This window comes from Rhizobium sp. BR 249 (genome assembly GCF_047445895.1).
In the GTDB taxonomy this organism is placed as follows: domain Bacteria; phylum Pseudomonadota; class Alphaproteobacteria; order Rhizobiales; family Rhizobiaceae; genus Rhizobium.
This window is the reverse complement of the sequence record NZ_JARWKX010000016.1, coordinates 1-15,982: the sequence shown is the minus strand read 5'-3', so window position 1 is coordinate 15,982 and position 15,982 is coordinate 1. Positions and strand designations below refer to the sequence as shown.

The 15,982-nt window shown below is 60.6% G+C and carries 19 protein-coding genes, 1 tRNA gene and 1 pseudogene; 13 read left to right on the top strand and 8 right to left on the bottom strand.

Features of this window, described 5'->3' with window-relative positions; translation table 11 throughout:
- Positions 1-30: 30 nt before the first annotated feature.
- From QD408_RS16125 to QD408_RS16115, 3 genes are all read left to right on the top strand, one after another.
- Positions 31-115 (top strand) — tRNA-Leu (locus tag QD408_RS16125).
- Between the two features lie 202 nt (positions 116-317).
- Complete coding sequence (gene tig, locus QD408_RS16120; RefSeq protein ID WP_088680921.1) at positions 318-1,802, top strand: trigger factor; 1,485 nt, start codon at positions 318-320, stop codon at positions 1,800-1,802.
- 186 nt (positions 1,803-1,988) lie between these two features.
- Positions 1,989-2,411, top strand: a complete 423-nt coding sequence (locus QD408_RS16115) for a nuclear transport factor 2 family protein (protein ID WP_414140001.1) — start codon at positions 1,989-1,991, stop codon at positions 2,409-2,411.
- A 92-nt stretch (positions 2,412-2,503) separates the two neighbouring features.
- Here QD408_RS16115 and QD408_RS16110 read toward each other — a convergent pair whose 3' ends face one another.
- The 7 genes and pseudogenes from QD408_RS16110 to map all read right to left on the bottom strand — a co-directional run bounded on the left by QD408_RS16110 (position 2,504) and on the right by map (position 9,959).
- Positions 2,504-4,279 carry a B12-binding domain-containing radical SAM protein gene (locus QD408_RS16110; RefSeq protein WP_414140075.1) on the bottom strand — a complete coding sequence of 592 codons (1,776 nt, stop codon included), beginning with the start codon at positions 4,277-4,279 and terminating at the stop codon, positions 2,504-2,506.
- Positions 4,280-4,438: 159 nt separating this feature from the next.
- The gene (locus QD408_RS16105) at positions 4,439-5,242 is read right to left on the bottom strand and encodes an endonuclease/exonuclease/phosphatase family protein (RefSeq protein WP_414140000.1); all 804 of its coding nucleotides are present in this window, start codon (positions 5,240-5,242) and stop codon (positions 4,439-4,441) included.
- Between the two features lie 57 nt (positions 5,243-5,299).
- A complete protein-coding gene (sthA, locus tag QD408_RS16100) occupies positions 5,300-6,706 on the bottom strand; it encodes a Si-specific NAD(P)(+) transhydrogenase (protein WP_414139999.1) in 1,407 nt (468 codons plus the stop codon).
- Between the two features lie 117 nt (positions 6,707-6,823).
- Positions 6,824-6,955 (bottom strand): annotated as a pseudogene (locus QD408_RS16095) (JAB domain-containing protein); the annotation flags it as partial.
- Positions 6,956-6,959: 4 nt separating this feature from the next.
- Entirely contained in the window at positions 6,960-8,147 is a 1,188-nt protein-coding gene (locus QD408_RS16090; RefSeq protein ID WP_088680917.1) for an alpha-hydroxy acid oxidase, read from the bottom strand.
- Between the two features lie 155 nt (positions 8,148-8,302).
- The gene (gene radC, locus QD408_RS16085; RefSeq protein ID WP_414139998.1) at positions 8,303-9,115 is read right to left on the bottom strand and encodes a RadC family protein; all 813 of its coding nucleotides are present in this window, start codon (positions 9,113-9,115) and stop codon (positions 8,303-8,305) included.
- A 7-nt stretch (positions 9,116-9,122) separates the two neighbouring features.
- The gene (gene map, locus QD408_RS16080) at positions 9,123-9,959 is read right to left on the bottom strand and encodes a type I methionyl aminopeptidase (protein WP_088680916.1); all 837 of its coding nucleotides are present in this window, start codon (positions 9,957-9,959) and stop codon (positions 9,123-9,125) included.
- A 248-nt stretch (positions 9,960-10,207) separates the two neighbouring features.
- Between map and QD408_RS16075 the strand changes: the two genes are divergently transcribed.
- From QD408_RS16075 to QD408_RS16065, 3 genes are all read left to right on the top strand, one after another.
- A complete protein-coding gene (locus QD408_RS16075; RefSeq protein ID WP_414139997.1) occupies positions 10,208-10,867 on the top strand; it encodes a TetR/AcrR family transcriptional regulator in 660 nt (219 codons plus the stop codon).
- A 130-nt stretch (positions 10,868-10,997) separates the two neighbouring features.
- Entirely contained in the window at positions 10,998-11,171 is a 174-nt protein-coding gene (locus QD408_RS16070; RefSeq protein ID WP_414139996.1) for a hypothetical protein, read from the top strand.
- Positions 11,168-11,500, top strand: a complete 333-nt coding sequence (locus tag QD408_RS16065; protein ID WP_088680914.1) for a DUF6105 family protein — start codon at positions 11,168-11,170, stop codon at positions 11,498-11,500. Before QD408_RS16070 ends, QD408_RS16065 begins: the two co-directional genes overlap by 4 nt.
- Here the strand turns inward: QD408_RS16065 and ruvX are convergent.
- A complete protein-coding gene (ruvX, locus tag QD408_RS16060; protein ID WP_414139995.1) occupies positions 11,437-11,931 on the bottom strand; it encodes a Holliday junction resolvase RuvX in 495 nt (164 codons plus the stop codon). The genes QD408_RS16065 and ruvX overlap by 64 nt on opposite strands.
- A gap of 117 nt (positions 11,932-12,048) precedes the next feature.
- On the opposite strand from ruvX, the gene QD408_RS16055 reads away from it, so the two are divergent.
- The 7 genes from QD408_RS16055 to QD408_RS16025 form a co-directional block, all read left to right on the top strand.
- Positions 12,049-12,753, top strand: coding sequence for a metal-dependent hydrolase (locus tag QD408_RS16055; protein WP_414139994.1), 705 nt, complete (start codon positions 12,049-12,051; stop codon positions 12,751-12,753).
- A gap of 69 nt (positions 12,754-12,822) precedes the next feature.
- Positions 12,823-13,110 carry an Asp-tRNA(Asn)/Glu-tRNA(Gln) amidotransferase subunit GatC gene (gene gatC / locus QD408_RS16050; protein WP_414139993.1) on the top strand — a complete coding sequence of 96 codons (288 nt, stop codon included), beginning with the start codon at positions 12,823-12,825 and terminating at the stop codon, positions 13,108-13,110.
- A gap of 59 nt (positions 13,111-13,169) precedes the next feature.
- A complete protein-coding gene (gene gatA, locus QD408_RS16045) occupies positions 13,170-14,651 on the top strand; it encodes an Asp-tRNA(Asn)/Glu-tRNA(Gln) amidotransferase subunit GatA (RefSeq protein WP_414139992.1) in 1,482 nt (493 codons plus the stop codon).
- Positions 14,645-14,887: a hypothetical protein gene (locus tag QD408_RS16040; protein ID WP_414139991.1), complete on the top strand. Its 243-nt coding sequence runs from the start codon at positions 14,645-14,647 to the stop codon at positions 14,885-14,887. Before gatA ends, QD408_RS16040 begins: the two co-directional genes overlap by 7 nt.
- Positions 14,829-15,386 (top strand): hypothetical protein, encoded by a 558-nt coding sequence (locus QD408_RS16035; RefSeq protein ID WP_414140078.1) that lies wholly within the window; start codon positions 14,829-14,831, stop codon positions 15,384-15,386. The genes QD408_RS16040 and QD408_RS16035 overlap by 59 nt, the downstream gene beginning before the upstream one ends.
- Positions 15,295-15,765, top strand: coding sequence for an RHS repeat-associated core domain-containing protein (locus QD408_RS16030; protein ID WP_414140074.1), 471 nt, complete (start codon positions 15,295-15,297; stop codon positions 15,763-15,765). The genes QD408_RS16035 and QD408_RS16030 overlap by 92 nt, the downstream gene beginning before the upstream one ends.
- 48 nt (positions 15,766-15,813) lie before the next feature.
- Positions 15,814-15,982: transposase (locus QD408_RS16025; protein WP_414139895.1), on the top strand; the 169-nt coding region annotated here is incomplete at its 3' end.

Genomic DNA, 15,982 nt, shown 5'->3' with positions numbered 1-15,982 from the left:
GCGCAGGCATAGGCATGCGGTTCTGTGAACGCGGGTATGGTGAAATTGGTAGACACGCCAGATTTAGGTTCTGGTGCCGCAAGGCGTGGGAGTTCAAGTCTCTCTACCCGCACCAGGCTGTTTGCAGGGGGAGACTAAGAATTTAGTTGTCCCGGACGACCGCAAGGTTGGCCAGATACCCGGAAGCGAGTGCCGTTCCCCCTTGGGTGGAATGATGCAGGAATTGGGAAAAGCCACGCGCGGCACGCTGCCGGCGTCGTGCTCATAGAAACGAACGGCGTCTGGGCACGGCCGCCACGACATGAAGGTAGGAAGACATGCAGGTTATCGAAACGCTCGCTGAAGGGCTGAAGCGCGAAATCAAGGTCGTTATCCCGGCCAAGGACATGGAAGACAAGATGAATGAGCGTCTTGCCGACGTGAAGGACAAGGTCCGCATCAACGGCTTCCGTCCGGGCAAGGTCCCCGCTGCTCACCTGAAGAAGGTCTATGGCAAGTCGATCATGGCCGAGCTCGTCAACGAGATCGTCCGCGAGCAGCCGGCTGCCATCCTGTCCAGCCGCGGCGAAAAGTCGGCCACCCAGCCGGAAATCGCCATGACCGAGGACAAGGACGAAGCCGACAAGATCCTCTCCGCCCAGCAGGATTTCGAATTCACGCTCTCCTACGAAGTTCTGCCGCCGATCGAGCTGAAGTCCGTCAAGGGCATCAAGGTTACGCGCGAAGTCATCGACATCTCGGATGACGAAGTCAACGAGCAGGTCCTGAAGGTCGCTGAAAGCGCCCGCTCTTACGAGAGCAAGACCGGCAAGGCCGCCAACGGCGACCGCATCACCATGGATTATGTCGGCAAGGTCGACGGCGAAGCCTTCGAAGGCGGCACCGACCAGGGCGCTGAGCTCGTGATCGGCTCCGGCCGCTTCATTCCGGGCTTCGAAGACCAGCTCGTCGGCGTCAAGGCCGGCGAAGAGAAGACCATCACCGTGACCTTCCCGGCCGACTATCCGGCCAAGAACCTTGCCGGCAAGGAAGCGACCTTCGACATCACTGTCAAGGATGTTGCAGCCCCCGGCGCCGTCGAAATCAACGACGAACTCGCGTCCAAGCTCGGCATCGAATCCGCCGACCGCCTGAAGGAGATCGTCCGTGGCCAGATCGAATCGCAGTACGGCTCGCTGACCCGCCAGAAGCTGAAGCGCCAGATCCTCGACCAGCTCGACGAGATGTACAAGTTCGACACCCCGGCTTCGCTCGTCGATGCCGAGTACAACGGCATCTGGAGCCAGGTGAACAACGATCTCGCCCAGTCCGGCAAGACCTTCGAAGACGAAGACACGACTGAGGAGAAGGCACGCGAGGAATACAAGACGCTCGCCGAGCGCCGCGTCCGCCTCGGCCTCGTTCTCTCCGAAATCGGCGAAAAGGCCGGCGTCGAAGTCACCGAAGACGAAATGCAGCGCGCTATCTACGATCAGCTGCGTCAGTATCCGGGCCAGGAAAAGCAGATCCTCGAATTCTTCCGCAGCCAGCCGGGCGCCGCCGCTTCGATCCGCGCGCCGATCTTCGAAGAGAAGGTCATCGACCATCTGCTGACCGAAATCGACGTCACCGACAAGAAGGTGACGAAGGAAGAACTGCTCGCCGAGGAAGAAGGCGAAGCCAAGGCTGAAACCAAGAAGGCCGCTCCGAAGAAGAAAGCTGCCGCCAAGGCTGAAGCTGCCGACGCCGGCGAAGGCGAGGAAGCTGCCCCGAAGAAGAAGGCCGCTCCGAAGAAGAAGGCTTCCGAGGACAGCGCCGAGTAATCGCTCGCTCGTTCTGAAAGTTTGGAAGGCCCCGCCATCGCGCGGGGTCTTTTCTTTTTCGGGTCATTTGGGCAGTTCATTCTCAGGCCCGCCTTCGTTGTGGTGTCATCTTTATCTCCGGCAACAAATAGTTGAATTAAAGTATAATTCGGCGCAGATTTTGCTTCGGTGTGGGAGGAGCTGAATATGACTGAGAAACATGACATGAAGAAGCTGGTAGAGGAAATCTATGCTGTGCGTGACCGCGGCGATATAGAGGGCACGCTGGCGCTGATCGGTGACGATTGCACTTTCCGAATGGTCGGCAATACACGGCTGAAGCCTTTAACGACGGAAGCCGGCGGACATGCCTTTCGCCAAGCGATAACGCAGCTTATTACGATGTGGGATCTATCCAACGTCAAGACAGCCGGCATCTATGTGGACGAGGACGAGCATATGGTCTTCGCCCATCGCGAAGGCGAGGTCAGGCACATCCCATCGGGTGTGAGCTTCTATACGGAGTTCGTCGACAAGATCCATTTCAAGGATGGGAAACCGGTCAAGATCGTCGAATTCGTCGACACGCTGCAAGTGGCCGAGACGACGAAGATGATCCAAATCGCCTGAACGGCCGCCAAAGTCGGAGCCTCCAGGCTTCGACTTTGATGCCCCTGTCCTTTCGCCCAAGAGGCATCAGCCGCCGTCGCGGGAATTGCAGCTCAATGCGCGGTCCGTGTCAGTTCCGCGACCTTCCTGACATGGCTCACGGCTGCGGTTCCGCCTGCTGTTTTGGTGAAGAGGCTGAGCGTCTCTTCTTCGTCATCCGCGACCGGCGTCAGCGCCTGGTCCATATATGTTTTCGTCTTCGCATCCCTTGAGATCAGGAACGCCGAGATCGTCAGCCCGATGATCGTGCCGGCGAGGGAAGCATGTTTGCGGACGGTTTCCCAGGCAAAGCGCGGCCAGAAGAGCAGCGGATGTTCGCGCGGCAGTTCCGGACGCCGCTCCGACGGCGTCTTCAGGCGCAAGAGGCCGCTCTGCAGCGGATGCACGTTTTCCAGCGGCACAGTGGTTGCGAAGGAAACGAGAACCTTGACGAGCCTTGCCAGCGGCACCCCGGTCGCCACGGCGCGGCGCAGCAGCGTCTTCATATGAGCAGGCGAATAATAGAGCGACCAAGCCTCATGGTAGATGTCTTCCCATTCCTGCTTGCTCATCTTGGGATGGGCGGTGCAGACATGCTCGACATCATAGATATTGAGGTCGCCGTTCATTTCGACGCCCTTCTTCCAGAGAACCTGATGGTCCTCGGAGCCGGGAAGCGGCGTCAGGATGAAGAATTCGATGACGTCGAGCGGCAGCTCTTCCTGGATGATGGCAATGTCGCGGCGGATCGATTCCGGCGTATCGGCCGGGAAACCCAGGATATAGCCGGCGAGCGTCATGATGCCCTGCGCCTTCCAGGCAAGCAGCATCTTGCGGTATTCGGTGATCTTGTTCTGGTTCTTCTTGGCGGCCGTCAGATTGTCGGGATTGACGTTTTCGAGACCGATGAAGACGCGGGTGACGCCGGCGCGCTTGGATTTCTCGATGAAATTCGGAATCTTGTGGCAGAGCGTATCGACCTGGATCATCAGGCCGAGCGGTATGCCGTCCCGTTCCTTGAGCTCGATCAGCCGGTCGAAGATCGCTTCCCAATCCTTGTTACGGGCGAAATTGTCGTCGGTGATGAAGAATTTGTGGATGCCCTGCGCCCAGTTCATCCGCACGAGCCTCTCGACGTCGTCGGCCGAGCGGAAGCGCGATTTGCGCCCCTGCACGTTGATGATGGTGCAGAAGGAGCACTGGTAGGGACAGCCGCGCCCGGCGTCGAAGCTGGTGCTGAGGCCGAGCGTGCGCTGGATATTGTCCTTCGGCAGGAAGGGAACCGGCGTGCCGCCGATGCCGGGAAGGTCGTTCATGAAATTATAGAGCGGCTTCAGCTCGCCGGCGGCGGCATCGCGCAGCACCATGTCGAGCCGCCCCTCGGCCTCGCCGGCGAACATCGAGATGCCCATATCGCGGCAGGCGTCGAGCCCGACCGCCTTGCCGTCAAGCATCGACAGGCAGCCGGAAACATGGAAGCCGCCCATCGAGACCGGCAGGCCGGCATCGCGGAAGGGCCGGGCGATGTCGAGCGCGCGCGGATACTGGTTGGACTGGACGCCGACCAGCGCGATCATGCCGAAATTGTCGTGACGCTTGAACTGGGCGAGCAGCCGGGCAAAATCGATCCGTGTATTGGTTTCGTCGATCACGGTGATGTCGATCGCCGTATCGGGACCGAGCACTTTACGCTCAGCGCATTCGGCGGCGATGCCGTAGAGAGCCGCGAGCGAATTGGAGGGGATCATCGCCCGCCACCAGCGGATGACGTAGCCGTCATCGTCATAATGCGACGGCTTGATCAGAATGAGCTGAAAACGTCTGCGCGCGGCTTCCGGGATATGGGACAAGAGTGTCAATCTTTCTTTAGAAGCTTTTGCCTGGAGACAAAATGGCGTTGAAGGCAAATATCGGGCACGTCGTAAGGATGCGAACTACCGGGCTTCAAACTCGGGCATAAAAATCAGCACCGGCGGGATACTCCACGCAGGCTCTCAACCATCAATATACTACATGATATCGAGCAGCAATGCGCGGTGGTCCGAGACCTCCGGCGCCGCGACCACCTCGAATTTGGCAATATTCAACCCCGGTGTCACAAGCATATAGTCGGCATATCGACCCTCCTTCAGATAGTAGGAGGTTCGCGTGTCTACAAGGCCGTTTCCAGTGACGAGATCGGCAAGCCCTAATCTGGCGAGAATCCTGAAGGTCGCGCTGTCAGGCAGCACGTTGAAATCGCCGCAGACGACAAGCCCTTCGTCGCCCGGCCAGACGCGCTCGATCAGCCTGACCAGCGCTTCGGCCTGTTCTTCGCGTGCCGCTGTGTCGCCCTTGCCCGCGGGATCACGCAGGCCATGCATATGGGCGATGGTCACGCTGGAAGCCTGTTCATGGCTAAAGAGGTGGATGCAATGGGCATTTCGCGGCCGCGGATGGTCGCCCCAGCCCTCGGGCGAAAAGCGGCCGTGCACGAAGTCCAGCCCCTGGGCGATGATGGAATGTGATTTTCGCACAAAGGTCGCCAAGCCGAATTCGGCGGCAATGGCGGTGTCGCCGTCGAAGAGTTGCCCTCTCGATGTCGGGCAGAAGACGCCGTCATGGCCGGGCAGGGCGGCGCCGATCTCATCGAAGAGATTGGCGCGCTGCGGCAGTTCCAGCCCCGCATCTCGATAGATCGACCATCCCGGAGCCGCACCCGGCGCCCGCAGCACCTCCTGCAGGCACAGCACATCGGGATCGGCCTGCCTGACATAGCTGATCAGGGCTTCATGCAGCCTGCCGCCCCATGCGTTCAGCGAAATGATGCGCAATGTCGTTCGGCTCCGTTTTCGCGGCCGGATTTAAACCACAGCTCTCATGCGGCGGGTTTAGAGTTCCGACTTGATGTCGCCCATCCGGTTCCATGCGTCGAGGCCGGCGATCTTGTAGGCTTCGGCGAGCGTCGGGTAATTGAACGTATTTTCCACGAAATATTCGACCGTCCCTTTGAGATTGAGCACGGCCTGGCCGATATGCACGAGTTCGGTCGCACCTTCGCCGACGATATGCACGCCGAGCAGGCGCCGCGTCTTCAGCGAGAAGATCAGTTTCAGCAACCCGGTATCGAGCCCCATGATATGACCGCGCGACGTCTCGCGGAAGCGGGCGATGCCGCATTCATAGGGAATGCCGCGCTCCTTCATTTCCTCTTCGGTCAGGCCGCAGGTCGAAATCTCCGGCACGGCATAGATGCCGTAGGGGAAATATTTCTGCGGCTCCTTCGCGACCGCGCCGATCGCGACGCGCGCGGCGATGCGGCCCTGTTCCATCGAGGTCGAGGCAAGGCTCGGAAAGCCGACGACGTCGCCGGCGGCATAGACATTGGGTACGGAGGTCTGGAAGGTCTCGGGATTGACCTTGAGGCGGCCGCGGCTGTCCGGCTCGAGGCCGATGGCCGGCAGGTTGAGCGTATCGGTCGCGCCCATACGCCCGGCGGCAAAAAGCACCATGTCGGTCACGAGATGACGGCCGTTGTCGAGCGTCAGCTGGACCTTGCCGGTATCCAGCCGCTCGACCTTATCGGCCTTCGTGCCCAGCAGCAGCTTCATGTTGCGGTCGCGCAGCTGATAGCTGAAATCCTCGACGATTTCCTTGTCGATGAAGTCGAGCATGGTCGATTTTGGATCGATGACGGTGACGGCCGTATCCAGCGCCGAAAAGATCGTTGCATATTCGATGCCGATAACGCCGGCGCCGATGACGACCATCGTGCGCGGCAGCTCCTCCATATCGAGCAATTCGTCGCTGTCGAGAACGGTCTTGCCGTCGAAGGGCATGTAATCCGGCCGGAAAGGCTTGGTGCCGACCGCAAGCAGAATGCTGGCGCCGCTCACCGTCATGGCTTCGCCGTCGTCCTTGATGACTTGCAAAGTGGTGGAATCGATGAAATTCGCCTTGCCGCGGACATGGTGGACGCGGTTGCGGGCAAACTGATGTTCAAGCACTTCCACTTCATGGTCGAGCGTGATCAGCAGGCGGCGACGCAGGTCTTCGGCGCTGATTTCCTGCTTCACACGGTAGCTGCGGCCATAAAAGCCGCGCTCGCGCCAGCCGGAAAGATTGAGCGCTGTCTCGCGCAGCGTCTTCGAGGGAATGGTGCCGGTATGGACGGACACGCCGCCGACACGTTTGCCCTGCTCGATGACCAGCACTTTCTTGCCGAGTTTCGCAGCCTGGATCGCGCCGCGGCGCCCCGCGGGACCGCTGCCCACTACAACGAGATCGTACTGAAACATCATCAAGCCCCGAATTGGAAATGGAATCATTTGCGACAAAAATGTCGCTCCTCTATCGGTAGTCGGTCAATGTTACAGATTGTTTTACGAGCGCCGAATCCCGCTGAGGTGTGGTTTTCAGATCAGCTTCAGCCCTTTCAAGCTGACATGGCTGTCCTTGCTGCTGCTGATGTGGTCGTAGGCAGTGATATCAAGTGCCTTGGCCGCGTCGATGATCACCTTCGTCATATCGATGTCAGCGCGCGACGGTTGTTCATGCGCGAGTGATGTAGTCCGTGGAAATATCGGTCACTCTGGTAACGCCGAGCAACGCCATATTGCTATGCAGTTCCGTCTTCAGGATATCCGCCGCTCTGAGCACGCCCGGTAATCCCGCGACGGCCGCAGCATAAAGGAACGGCCTGCCCACGAACACGAAACAGGCGCCAAGCGCGAGCGCCTTCATGATATCCGTTCCGCGCCGGATGCCGCCGTCGATCATGACGGCAATGCTGTCTCCAACACGTGCCGCAATTTCCGGAAGGACCTGAAGGGGAGAGGCGGTGCCGTCGAGCTGGCGGCCGCCATGATTGGAGACGATCACTCCATCCGCCCCGGTATCTGCAGCCCGCGCCGCGTCTTCGGGATGCATGATCCCCTTGACCACGAGCTTGCCGGACCACCGCTTGCGTATCCGCTCCAAATGGCTCCAGTTGAGATGGTCACGCTTGCCGAAATCGCGTGTGACGTTGGACGAGATGATCGGCGCGCCTCTTGTGGCGTAGGAGTTTTCAAAATGCGGAATGCCGTGCCGGGCGATCGTGCGCAGGAATGTACCGGTTGTCCAGCGGGGATGCGAGATGCCCTGCCATGCCAAGCGGAGCCCGGGACGCAAAGGCGTCGAAAATCCCGCCCTTACATTATTTTCGCGATTGGGCAGCGTGGCCGTATCCACGGTCAGCAAAAGTGTACCGATGCCGGCCGCAGCGACCCGATCGATGAGAGCGTCGATACGGTCGGGTTCGCCGGGGAGATAGGCCTGAAACCATGCTTGTGGTGAAACCGCAGCTATCTCTTCCAGGGGGATGAGTGACGAACCGCTTATAATCATCGGGATTCCCGATTGATCGGCTCCTTGCGCGAGCACGATGTCCCCCCGATAGGCCATCAGCGCGCTGATCCCCATCGGCGCGATGCCGAACGGTGCGGCATGGCTCTTGCCGAAGAGGCTCGTCTCGGTACTGCGCCTCGAGACGTCCCGAAGCACACGAGGCCGAAAGGCAAAGGCCTGGAAGGCCTCTGCGTTATGCCGCAGCGACGCATTGGTCTCGGTCGCGCCGGCGATATAACCGAACAGAGGCTTCGGCAAATGACGCCGCGCCCTCACTTCAAAATCATCGAGGCAGAGCACATCGCGGCAGAGCCGGCTCGATCGATCAGTCTTACCGCTGGAGATCGTCATGAAGCTTTATCTTCTCGGTATTTCGGGCGGGCATTATTCAGCGAGTGGCGGCGCAGGATTACATAGAATCCCGCGCCAGCGATTGCTGTCAACTCCAGCTTTCCCCAGTCTTCGCTTGCCTCTGATGCTTCGTCGGCGATCGGCCCATTGCCTGTTCAGATCAGCTTCAGCCCCTTCAGGCTGACATGGCCGTCCTTGCCGATGATGACGTGGTCGTGGACGGTGATGTCGAGCGCCTTGGCCGCGTCGATGATCACCTTCGTCATCTCGATATCGGCGCGCGATGGCGTCGGGTCGCCGGAGGGGTGGTTGTGCACGAGGATCATCGCCGTTGCCGAAAGCTCGAGCGCCCGTTTCACCACCTCGCGCGGATAGACCGGCGTGTGGTCCACCGTCCCGCGGCCCTGCACCTCATCGGCGATCAGCACGTTGCGCTTGTCGAGGAAGAGGATACGGAACTGTTCGCGCGTCTCATGCGCCATCGCCGCATGGCAATACTGGATGACCGACGACCAGGAGGAGAGCACCTGCTTGCTTCTGAGCTCGCTCTTCAGCGTCCGGTGGGCCACGGTGGAGATCAGCTTCAGATCGAGCGCCACAGCCTCGCCGACACCCTTCACCTCCGTCAGCAGCGCCGCCGGCGCGCCGAAGACGCCGGCGAGTGAGCCGAACCGTTCGATGAGCGCCTTGGCGATCGGCTTGGTGTCGCGCCGCGGAATCAGGCGGAAAAGCAGGAGTTCGAGGATTTCGTAATCGGCAAGGGCGGTGTCGCCGTGCTCGCGGAAACGGTCCCGCAAGCGCTCTCGATGGCCGTGGTAATGCTCCTGCACCCCAAGCGAGGCGGGCAGGGCAGTCCTGGGCGCGGATGATTTACCAGGCTGGCCGAAGAACGAGCGTTCGTCCGCGGCGACAGGTTCCTCGAAAGGCAGTTCGTCGTCGGACGATCTCGAAACAGGCCCTTTCGCCATCGGATCGTCACCCGTTGAACGGCGGCAGGCCGGGGCGGTCGAGGCCATCAGGCGACAGCGTGAAGATCTCGCAGCCATTGGCGGTGACGCCGACGGTATGTTCGTACTGGGCCGAAAGCGAGCGGTCGCGGGTGACCGCCGTCCAGCCGTCGGCGAGCACCTTCACATGCGGCCGGCCGAGATTGATCATCGGCTCGATGGTGAAGATCATGCCTTCACGCAGCTCCGGCCCTTCATTGGCGCGGCCGTAGTGCAGGATATTAGGCGAATCGTGGAACAGCCGGCCGACGCCATGGCCGCAGAAATCGCGAACCACCGAGCAGCGCTCGGCCTCCGCATAGGCCTGGATCGCCTCGCCGATCGCGCCGGTGCGCGCACCCGGCCGGACGGCGGCGATGCCGCGCATCAGCGACTCATAGGTAACTTCGAGCAGCCGCTCGGCAGCGCGCTTGACCGTGCCGACGGGGTACATCCGGCTTGAATCGCCGTGCCAGCCGTCGAGCACGAAGGTGACGTCGATATTGACGATATCGCCTTCGCGCAGCGGCTTGTCGTTCGGAATGCCGTGGCAGACGACGTGGTTGATCGAAGTGCAGGTCGATTTGGTGTAGCCGCGATAATTCAGCGTCGCCGGTTGGGCGCCGTGATCCATCCCGAAATCGAAGACGAACCGGTCGATGTCATCGGTCACCAGCCCCGGCTTGACGATAGCGGCGAGCGCATCGAGACAGCGCGCGGTTAGCTGGCAGGCCCTGCGCATGCCCTCGAATGCTTCCGAGTCGTAAAGCCGGATGGCGCCTGTATTCTTCGGGGGCGCGGAAGAGGCTTCGATATAGTTCACCATTGCAGGGCCTTAGCGGAGATTGTTAGATTTGTTCATAATGCAGCTATGCCGGGTTCGTCCATCGTGATCAACCGCAACGACGACATTTCTGGACGGGTCCGACCCGTCGAATGTGCAGTTTTCGCGTGCCGGCGTGTGGCCAATCAGCGGTCCGGGCCGAATATCCACAATCTTCCCAAGGAGATAGGATTGATCGGATGAAATCCCCCAGCTACTCACCGATTGGTGACAGCGGGGAAGGGTCGGTCATGCTGAATGAAGCCGTAGAAACTGAAATTTTGCCCGAGGCCGGCGCGGAACCGGAGCGGCGCGTGCGTGATCGCGGCGCCACCGAACGCGCCATCCTGGCCGCCGCCAAGAACCTGCTGGCCGAGGAGGGTTTCCAGAACTTCGGCATCAATGCAGTCGCCCGCCGCGCCGGCTGCGACAAGCAGTTGATCTATCGTTATTATGGCGGGCTCGACGGACTGGTCGAGGCGATCGGCGCCGATCTCGGGAACTGGGTGAGGGACCGTATCCCGGAAGATACCGGCGGCATGTTCCTGCTCACTTATGGCGACCTGATGGAGCGGCTGGCGCTTCTTCTCCTCGAAGCTTTGAGAAACGATTCGCTGATGCGCCGCATCCTCGCCTGGGAGGTATCGGAGAACACCGAGCAGGTGAGGCGGCTTTCCGAAGCGCGCTCGAAAGCCCTTGCTCTCTGGCTGGAGCGCATGCGCGGCTCGCTGGCGCCGCCGAAGGGCGTGGATGCAGCCGCCGTCAACGCCGTCATCATTGCTGCGATCCAGCATCTCGTGCTTTCAGGCGCGGCAGGCGGGCAGTGTGCCGGCCTGTCGCTGAAGACGGCGAAGGACTGGGAGAAGGCGGCAACCGCGCTGAAGCGCATCGTGCGCGGCGTCTACGGCTGACATCTGCTTCATCCACAGGAGGCGGCTTCGGCGTTAACCTTAACGAATGGTTTACGTTGCGTGGATCTGGTTAACCCGACAGTGTTGATGTCAGCAGAGATGATACGAGTAGAGTCCCGAGTTGACGTCCATGGGAGCCAAAATCGCCAAAGCCTTGTTGCTCGTGACGGCCATGATGTTTTTCGCGGCCTTGGCGCTGGATATCGCGGTTCCCACGCTGGTGCTTTGCATCATGGCGTTGTCGACCCGGTTGGTCTCTTTCGATCTGCCCGTTGCGCGCAAGCATGGAGGAGAGGCCGCATGAAGTGGTTTCTGATCTTCTGGGCCGGCCCCATCGTCTTCCTGGGCGGATGGTACTGGCTTTCCTATTACGACATGAACTTCGGCATCTTCATGCTGACCCGGCAGGTCCATGATCTGACGTTCCAGCTATATGGCGAGGCGTTGGGCGTTCCGCCGGAGACGATTCCGCCGCTCGTTGCCCGCGCCATCGCAGTCGATAGCCTCGTCGTCTTCGCCATTCTCGGCTTCAGGAAGCGCAAGTCGATCATCGCCTGGTGGAAGGCGCGTCAGGCGCTGAACTCGTCTCCAGCAGACCTTGCCAGCAAGGAAAGCCTGTCGAGGGCGCCCTGAAGGATGAAGCTTGCCGCGGCCGAATCGATCCGTTCGGCCCGCTTGGCGCGTGAGACGTCCATTTCCAGCAGCGCCCGTTCCGCCGCAACCGTCGAAAGCCGCTCGTCCCAGTAAATGAAGGGCAGCGCCGTCTTCTGTTCCATGTTGCGCACGAAGGCGCGCGTCGCCTGCACACGCGGACCCGCCGATCCGTCCATATTCATCGGCAAGCCGATGACGAAGCCCGCAATCTTTTCGGCTGAGGCGAAATCCAGCAGTGCCTGCGCATCGATGGTGAACTTGACCCGGCGGATCACCGGGCGCGGCGTGGCGAAACGCCGCCCGAGATCGGACATGGAAAGCCCGATCGTCTTGGTGCCGAGATCGAGGCCGGCGATAGCCTGTCCCGGGGGGAGCATCCCAGCCATTTCCTCGATCGTCAGCACCGTCATCGCCGTTTCGTCCCGTCAAAAGAAATTGAAGTCGCCGCCGCTTTCCTTTGCGGGCGCATGAGATATGTCCTTAGCATCGATATCGGCTTTTGCATCACGTAATAAAGGAGAGATTTCATGAAGATCACCTGGCTCGGCCATTCCGCCTTCCGCATCGAGACCGGAAAGGCGAAGATCCTGCTCGATCCCTTCCTCAGCTATAACGCCTCCTTTTCCGGCCAGGATATCAAGGACGTTTCGGCAGGCATCACCCACATCCTGCTGACGCATGGCCATGGCGACCATGTCGGCGATACCGTGGCGCTTGCCAAGGAAACCGGCGCTGTCGTTCTCGCCAATGCCGATCTCGCCGCCTGGCTCGGCTCCAAGGGCGTCGACAGGATCGAGATGGGCAATACCGGCGGCACGGTTGCGCTCGGCAGCTTCTCGGCAACCTTCACCAATGCACTGCATTCGTCTGCCCAGATCACCGAGGACGGCGTCTCGCATGCGCTCGGCAACGCCAACGGCCTGATGCTGCATTTCGAAGACGAGGCCTCGATTCTGGCCATGGGCGATACCGACATCTTCTCCGACATGGCGCTGATCAACGAATTGCACCAGCCCGACATCGGTCTCGTGCCGGTCGGCGACCGCTTCACCATGGGCGGCGCGGTGGCGGCCCTGGCGTGCCGGCGCTATTTCAACTTCAAGACCGCGATCCCCTGCCACTTCGGCACCTTCCCGATCATCGATCAGACGGCCGATAAATTCGTGGTCGGCATGGAGGGATCGAAGACGGAAGCGAAGCCGCTCAAGCCATCCGAGAGCCTGTCGATCTGACGAAACCCCGTTGCGTCAGGCGGACATGGCCTTTATAGCGGGTAGGAAAAATCCCACCCGGAGAATGCCATGTCCGTCGATCTCGCCACCGTGAAGCGCGTCGCCAAACTTGCCCGTATTGCCGTCTCCGAGGACGAGGCAAATCGCATGGTCGGCGAGCTGAACGGCATTCTCGGCTTCGTCGAGCAGCTCTCCGAGGTCAATGTCGATGGCATCGAAGCGATGACATCGGTTACGCCGATGGCGATGAAGAAGCGCACCGACGAGGTGAGCGATGGCAACAAGGCGGCTGACGTCGTCGCCAATGCGCCCGTCACCGACCATAATTTCTTCCTGGTGCCGAAAGTCGTCGAATAGGGCTTCGAAAGCCTCTTTCCGACCCTGTTGCCATTTTAAAGACCTGAAGCGAAAACACGATGAGCGAACTCACCAGCCTGACCATTGCCGAAGCCCGCCAGAAGCTGCGCGCCAAGGAAATCACCGCAATCGAACTGACCGATGCCTATATTTCGGCGATCGATGCGGCCAATGACCGGCTGAACGCCTATATCAAGACGACGCCGGATCTCGCTCGCGTCATGGCCCGGAAGTCCGACGAGCGCATCGCTAGCGGTAAGGCGGGCGAGCTCGAAGGCATTCCGCTCGGCATCAAGGATCTCTTCGCCACCGTCGGCGTCCACACCCAGGCCTGCAGCCACATTCTCGATGGTTTCGAGCCGCGCTATGAATCGACCGTGACGCAGAACCTGTGGGATGATGGCGCCGTCATGCTCGGCAAGCTCAACATGGACGAGTTCGCCATGGGCTCCTCCAACGAGACTTCCTATTATGGCCCGGTGATCAATCCCTGGCGGGCAGGCGGCTCCAACCAGCAGCTCGTTCCGGGCGGCTCTTCCGGCGGCTCGGCCGCAGCCGTCGCCGCGCATCTCTGCGCCGGCGCCACGGCGACCGATACCGGTGGCTCGATCCGTCAGCCGGCCGCCTTCACCGGCACGGTCGGCATCAAGCCGACCTATGGCCGCTGCTCGCGCTGGGGTACCGTTGCTTTCGCCTCCTCGCTCGACCAGGCAGGCCCGATCGCCCGCGACGTGCGCGATGCCGCGATCCTTCTGAAGTCGATGGCGAGCGTCGATGCGAAGGACACGACGTCTGTCGATCTGCCCGTGCCGGATTACGAGGCCGTCCTCGGCCAGTCGCTGAAGGGCATGAAGATCGGCATTCCGAATGAATATCGCGTCGACGGCATGCCTGAGGAGATCGAGACCCTCTGGCGCCAGGGCATTGCCTGGCTGAAGGATGCCGGCGCCGAAATCGTCGACATCTCACTGCCGCACACGAAATACGCCCTTCCGGCCTATTATATCGTCGCACCGGCCGAGGCATCCTCGAACCTCGCTCGTTACGACGGCGTGCGCTACGGCCTGCGCGTCGACGGCAAGGATATCGTCGACATGTACGAGAAGACGCGCGCCGCCGGCTTCGGCAAGGAAGTCAAGCGCCGCATCATGATCGGCACCTATGTGCTGTCGGCCGGCTATTACGACGCCTATTACATCCGCGCCCAGAAGGTCCGCACGCTGATCAAGCGCGATTTCGAACTGGCCTTCGACGCCGGCGTCGATGCCATCCTGACGCCCGCCACGCCATCCTCGGCCTTCGGCATCGCCGATGAGAACCTCGCGGCCGATCCGGTGAAGATGTATCTGAACGACATCTTCACGGTGACGGTCAACATGGCGGGCCTTCCCGGCATCGCCGTGCCCGCCGGCCTCGACCAGAAGGGCCTGCCGCTCGGCCTGCAGCTCATCGGCAAGGCCTTCGACGAGGAAACCCTCTTCAAGACCGCTTACGTCATTGAGCAGGCCGCCGGCAAGTTCACCCCGGCCAAGTGGTGGTAACGGACTTCGCGATCCGAAAAATAACGTCCGCCGACCACCAAACGGTCGGCGCCGTCGGCTTCGCCGCATGGGCCGCGGGCGCTGCGTTCGAGGACAGCTATCGCGATCCCGATGTGATTGCCAAAGTGCAGCATGAGTTCGGCGTCTTTCCCAGGGAGACGAAAGGCGAGAGCTTCGTTGCCGAACGGCAACCTGCTGTCGCGCACAAGGATCGGCGCCAAGACCATCAGCTATGACGCCAACGGCAACATGCTGTCGGACGGCACCCGCGCGCTGAGCTGGGATGCATCGAACCGGCTGTCGACGGTGACCCAGAACGGCGCGACGGTGACGCTTGCCTATGGACCGGACGGAGCCCGGGTGAAGAAGAGCTGGTCCTTCGGCACGACGCTCTATCCCGACGCCAATGTCGAGATCGACCGGACGACGCCGGGCACCGATATCTACACCCTCTATCCGCATCCCGACGCCAAGATCGTCATCACCGCAGGCAGCACCACGCAGGATAAGTCCTTCCTGCACCGCGATCATCTGGCCTCGGTGCGGCAGGTGACGAACGAAAGCGGCACCCTCGTCGAGCAGACCGGCTATGCCGCCTTTTGGCGAAGCCACCAACACGACCTTCCAGACCAAGAAGAGTTATATCGGCGAACGCTTCGATCCGGAAACCGGGCTGATGTATCTCAATGCCAGATATTACGATCCGGCGTTCGGGCGGTTCATCTCGCCGGATGATTGGGATCCGACGAAGGAAGGCGTCGGGACGAACCGATATGCCTACTCCGAAAACGATCCCGTTAATAAGTCAGATCCGAACGGGCACCAATGGGGCCAACTCAGCGGAACTAGCACAACGGGCTTCTTTAGCGATTTTATCAGCAGCCTTTACGGTCAAAATCCTCATAGTCGGCAAAGTGATCAAGTGCTGGCTGACCGGGCCGGGAAAGACGTGCAGGCAGCAGCGATGACAGTCGCGAAGACAGCTGCAGATCAAACAGGTCTACCGGATATCTACGATGGAATACGCAACAGGAGTGCGTTAAAGGTAGGTGCTGGCGTTCTTACACTCGTCACACTAGGAGCGATCGACATTCAGGATTCCCAAATCAGTTGATGACTGATTCATAGCGCACCGTGTTGAGCACGGAGACCTTTGATGGGTGTGAAGCGATACGAGTTGAACGAGGCGCAGTGGTCGAAGATTGTTCTTTTGCTGCCGGGCAAGGCCAGCGATCCAGGTCGGACAGGTGCGGATAATCGTCTATTCGTGAATGGTTGTCTGTGGGTTCTACGCTCAGGCGCACATTGGCGGGACCTGCCTGAGCGCTACG

What these genes read in the sequence shown, in the direction of transcription:
- tig (WP_088680921.1), top strand. Translation starts at nt 318, where the DNA reads ATGCAGGTTATCGAAACGCTCGCTGAAGGGCTGAAGCGCGAAATCAAG.
- QD408_RS16115 (WP_414140001.1), top strand. Translation starts at nt 1,989, where the DNA reads ATGACTGAGAAACATGACATGAAGAAGCTGGTAGAGGAAATCTATGCT.
- sthA (WP_414139999.1), bottom strand. Translation starts at nt 6,706, where the DNA reads ATGTTTCAGTACGATCTCGTTGTAGTGGGCAGCGGTCCCGCGGGGCGC.
- QD408_RS16090 (WP_088680917.1), bottom strand. Translation starts at nt 8,147, where the DNA reads ATGACGATCTCCAGCGGTAAGACTGATCGATCGAGCCGGCTCTGCCGC.
- radC (WP_414139998.1), bottom strand. Translation starts at nt 9,115, where the DNA reads ATGGCGAAAGGGCCTGTTTCGAGATCGTCCGACGACGAACTGCCTTTC.
- map (WP_088680916.1), bottom strand. Translation starts at nt 9,959, where the DNA reads ATGGTGAACTATATCGAAGCCTCTTCCGCGCCCCCGAAGAATACAGGC.
- QD408_RS16075 (WP_414139997.1), top strand. Translation starts at nt 10,208, where the DNA reads ATGCTGAATGAAGCCGTAGAAACTGAAATTTTGCCCGAGGCCGGCGCG.
- QD408_RS16070 (WP_414139996.1), top strand. Translation starts at nt 10,998, where the DNA reads ATGGGAGCCAAAATCGCCAAAGCCTTGTTGCTCGTGACGGCCATGATG.
- QD408_RS16065 (WP_088680914.1), top strand. Translation starts at nt 11,168, where the DNA reads ATGAAGTGGTTTCTGATCTTCTGGGCCGGCCCCATCGTCTTCCTGGGC.
- ruvX (WP_414139995.1), bottom strand. Translation starts at nt 11,931, where the DNA reads ATGACGGTGCTGACGATCGAGGAAATGGCTGGGATGCTCCCCCCGGGA.
- QD408_RS16055 (WP_414139994.1), top strand. Translation starts at nt 12,049, where the DNA reads ATGAAGATCACCTGGCTCGGCCATTCCGCCTTCCGCATCGAGACCGGA.
- gatC (WP_414139993.1), top strand. Translation starts at nt 12,823, where the DNA reads ATGTCCGTCGATCTCGCCACCGTGAAGCGCGTCGCCAAACTTGCCCGT.
- gatA (WP_414139992.1), top strand. Translation starts at nt 13,170, where the DNA reads ATGAGCGAACTCACCAGCCTGACCATTGCCGAAGCCCGCCAGAAGCTG.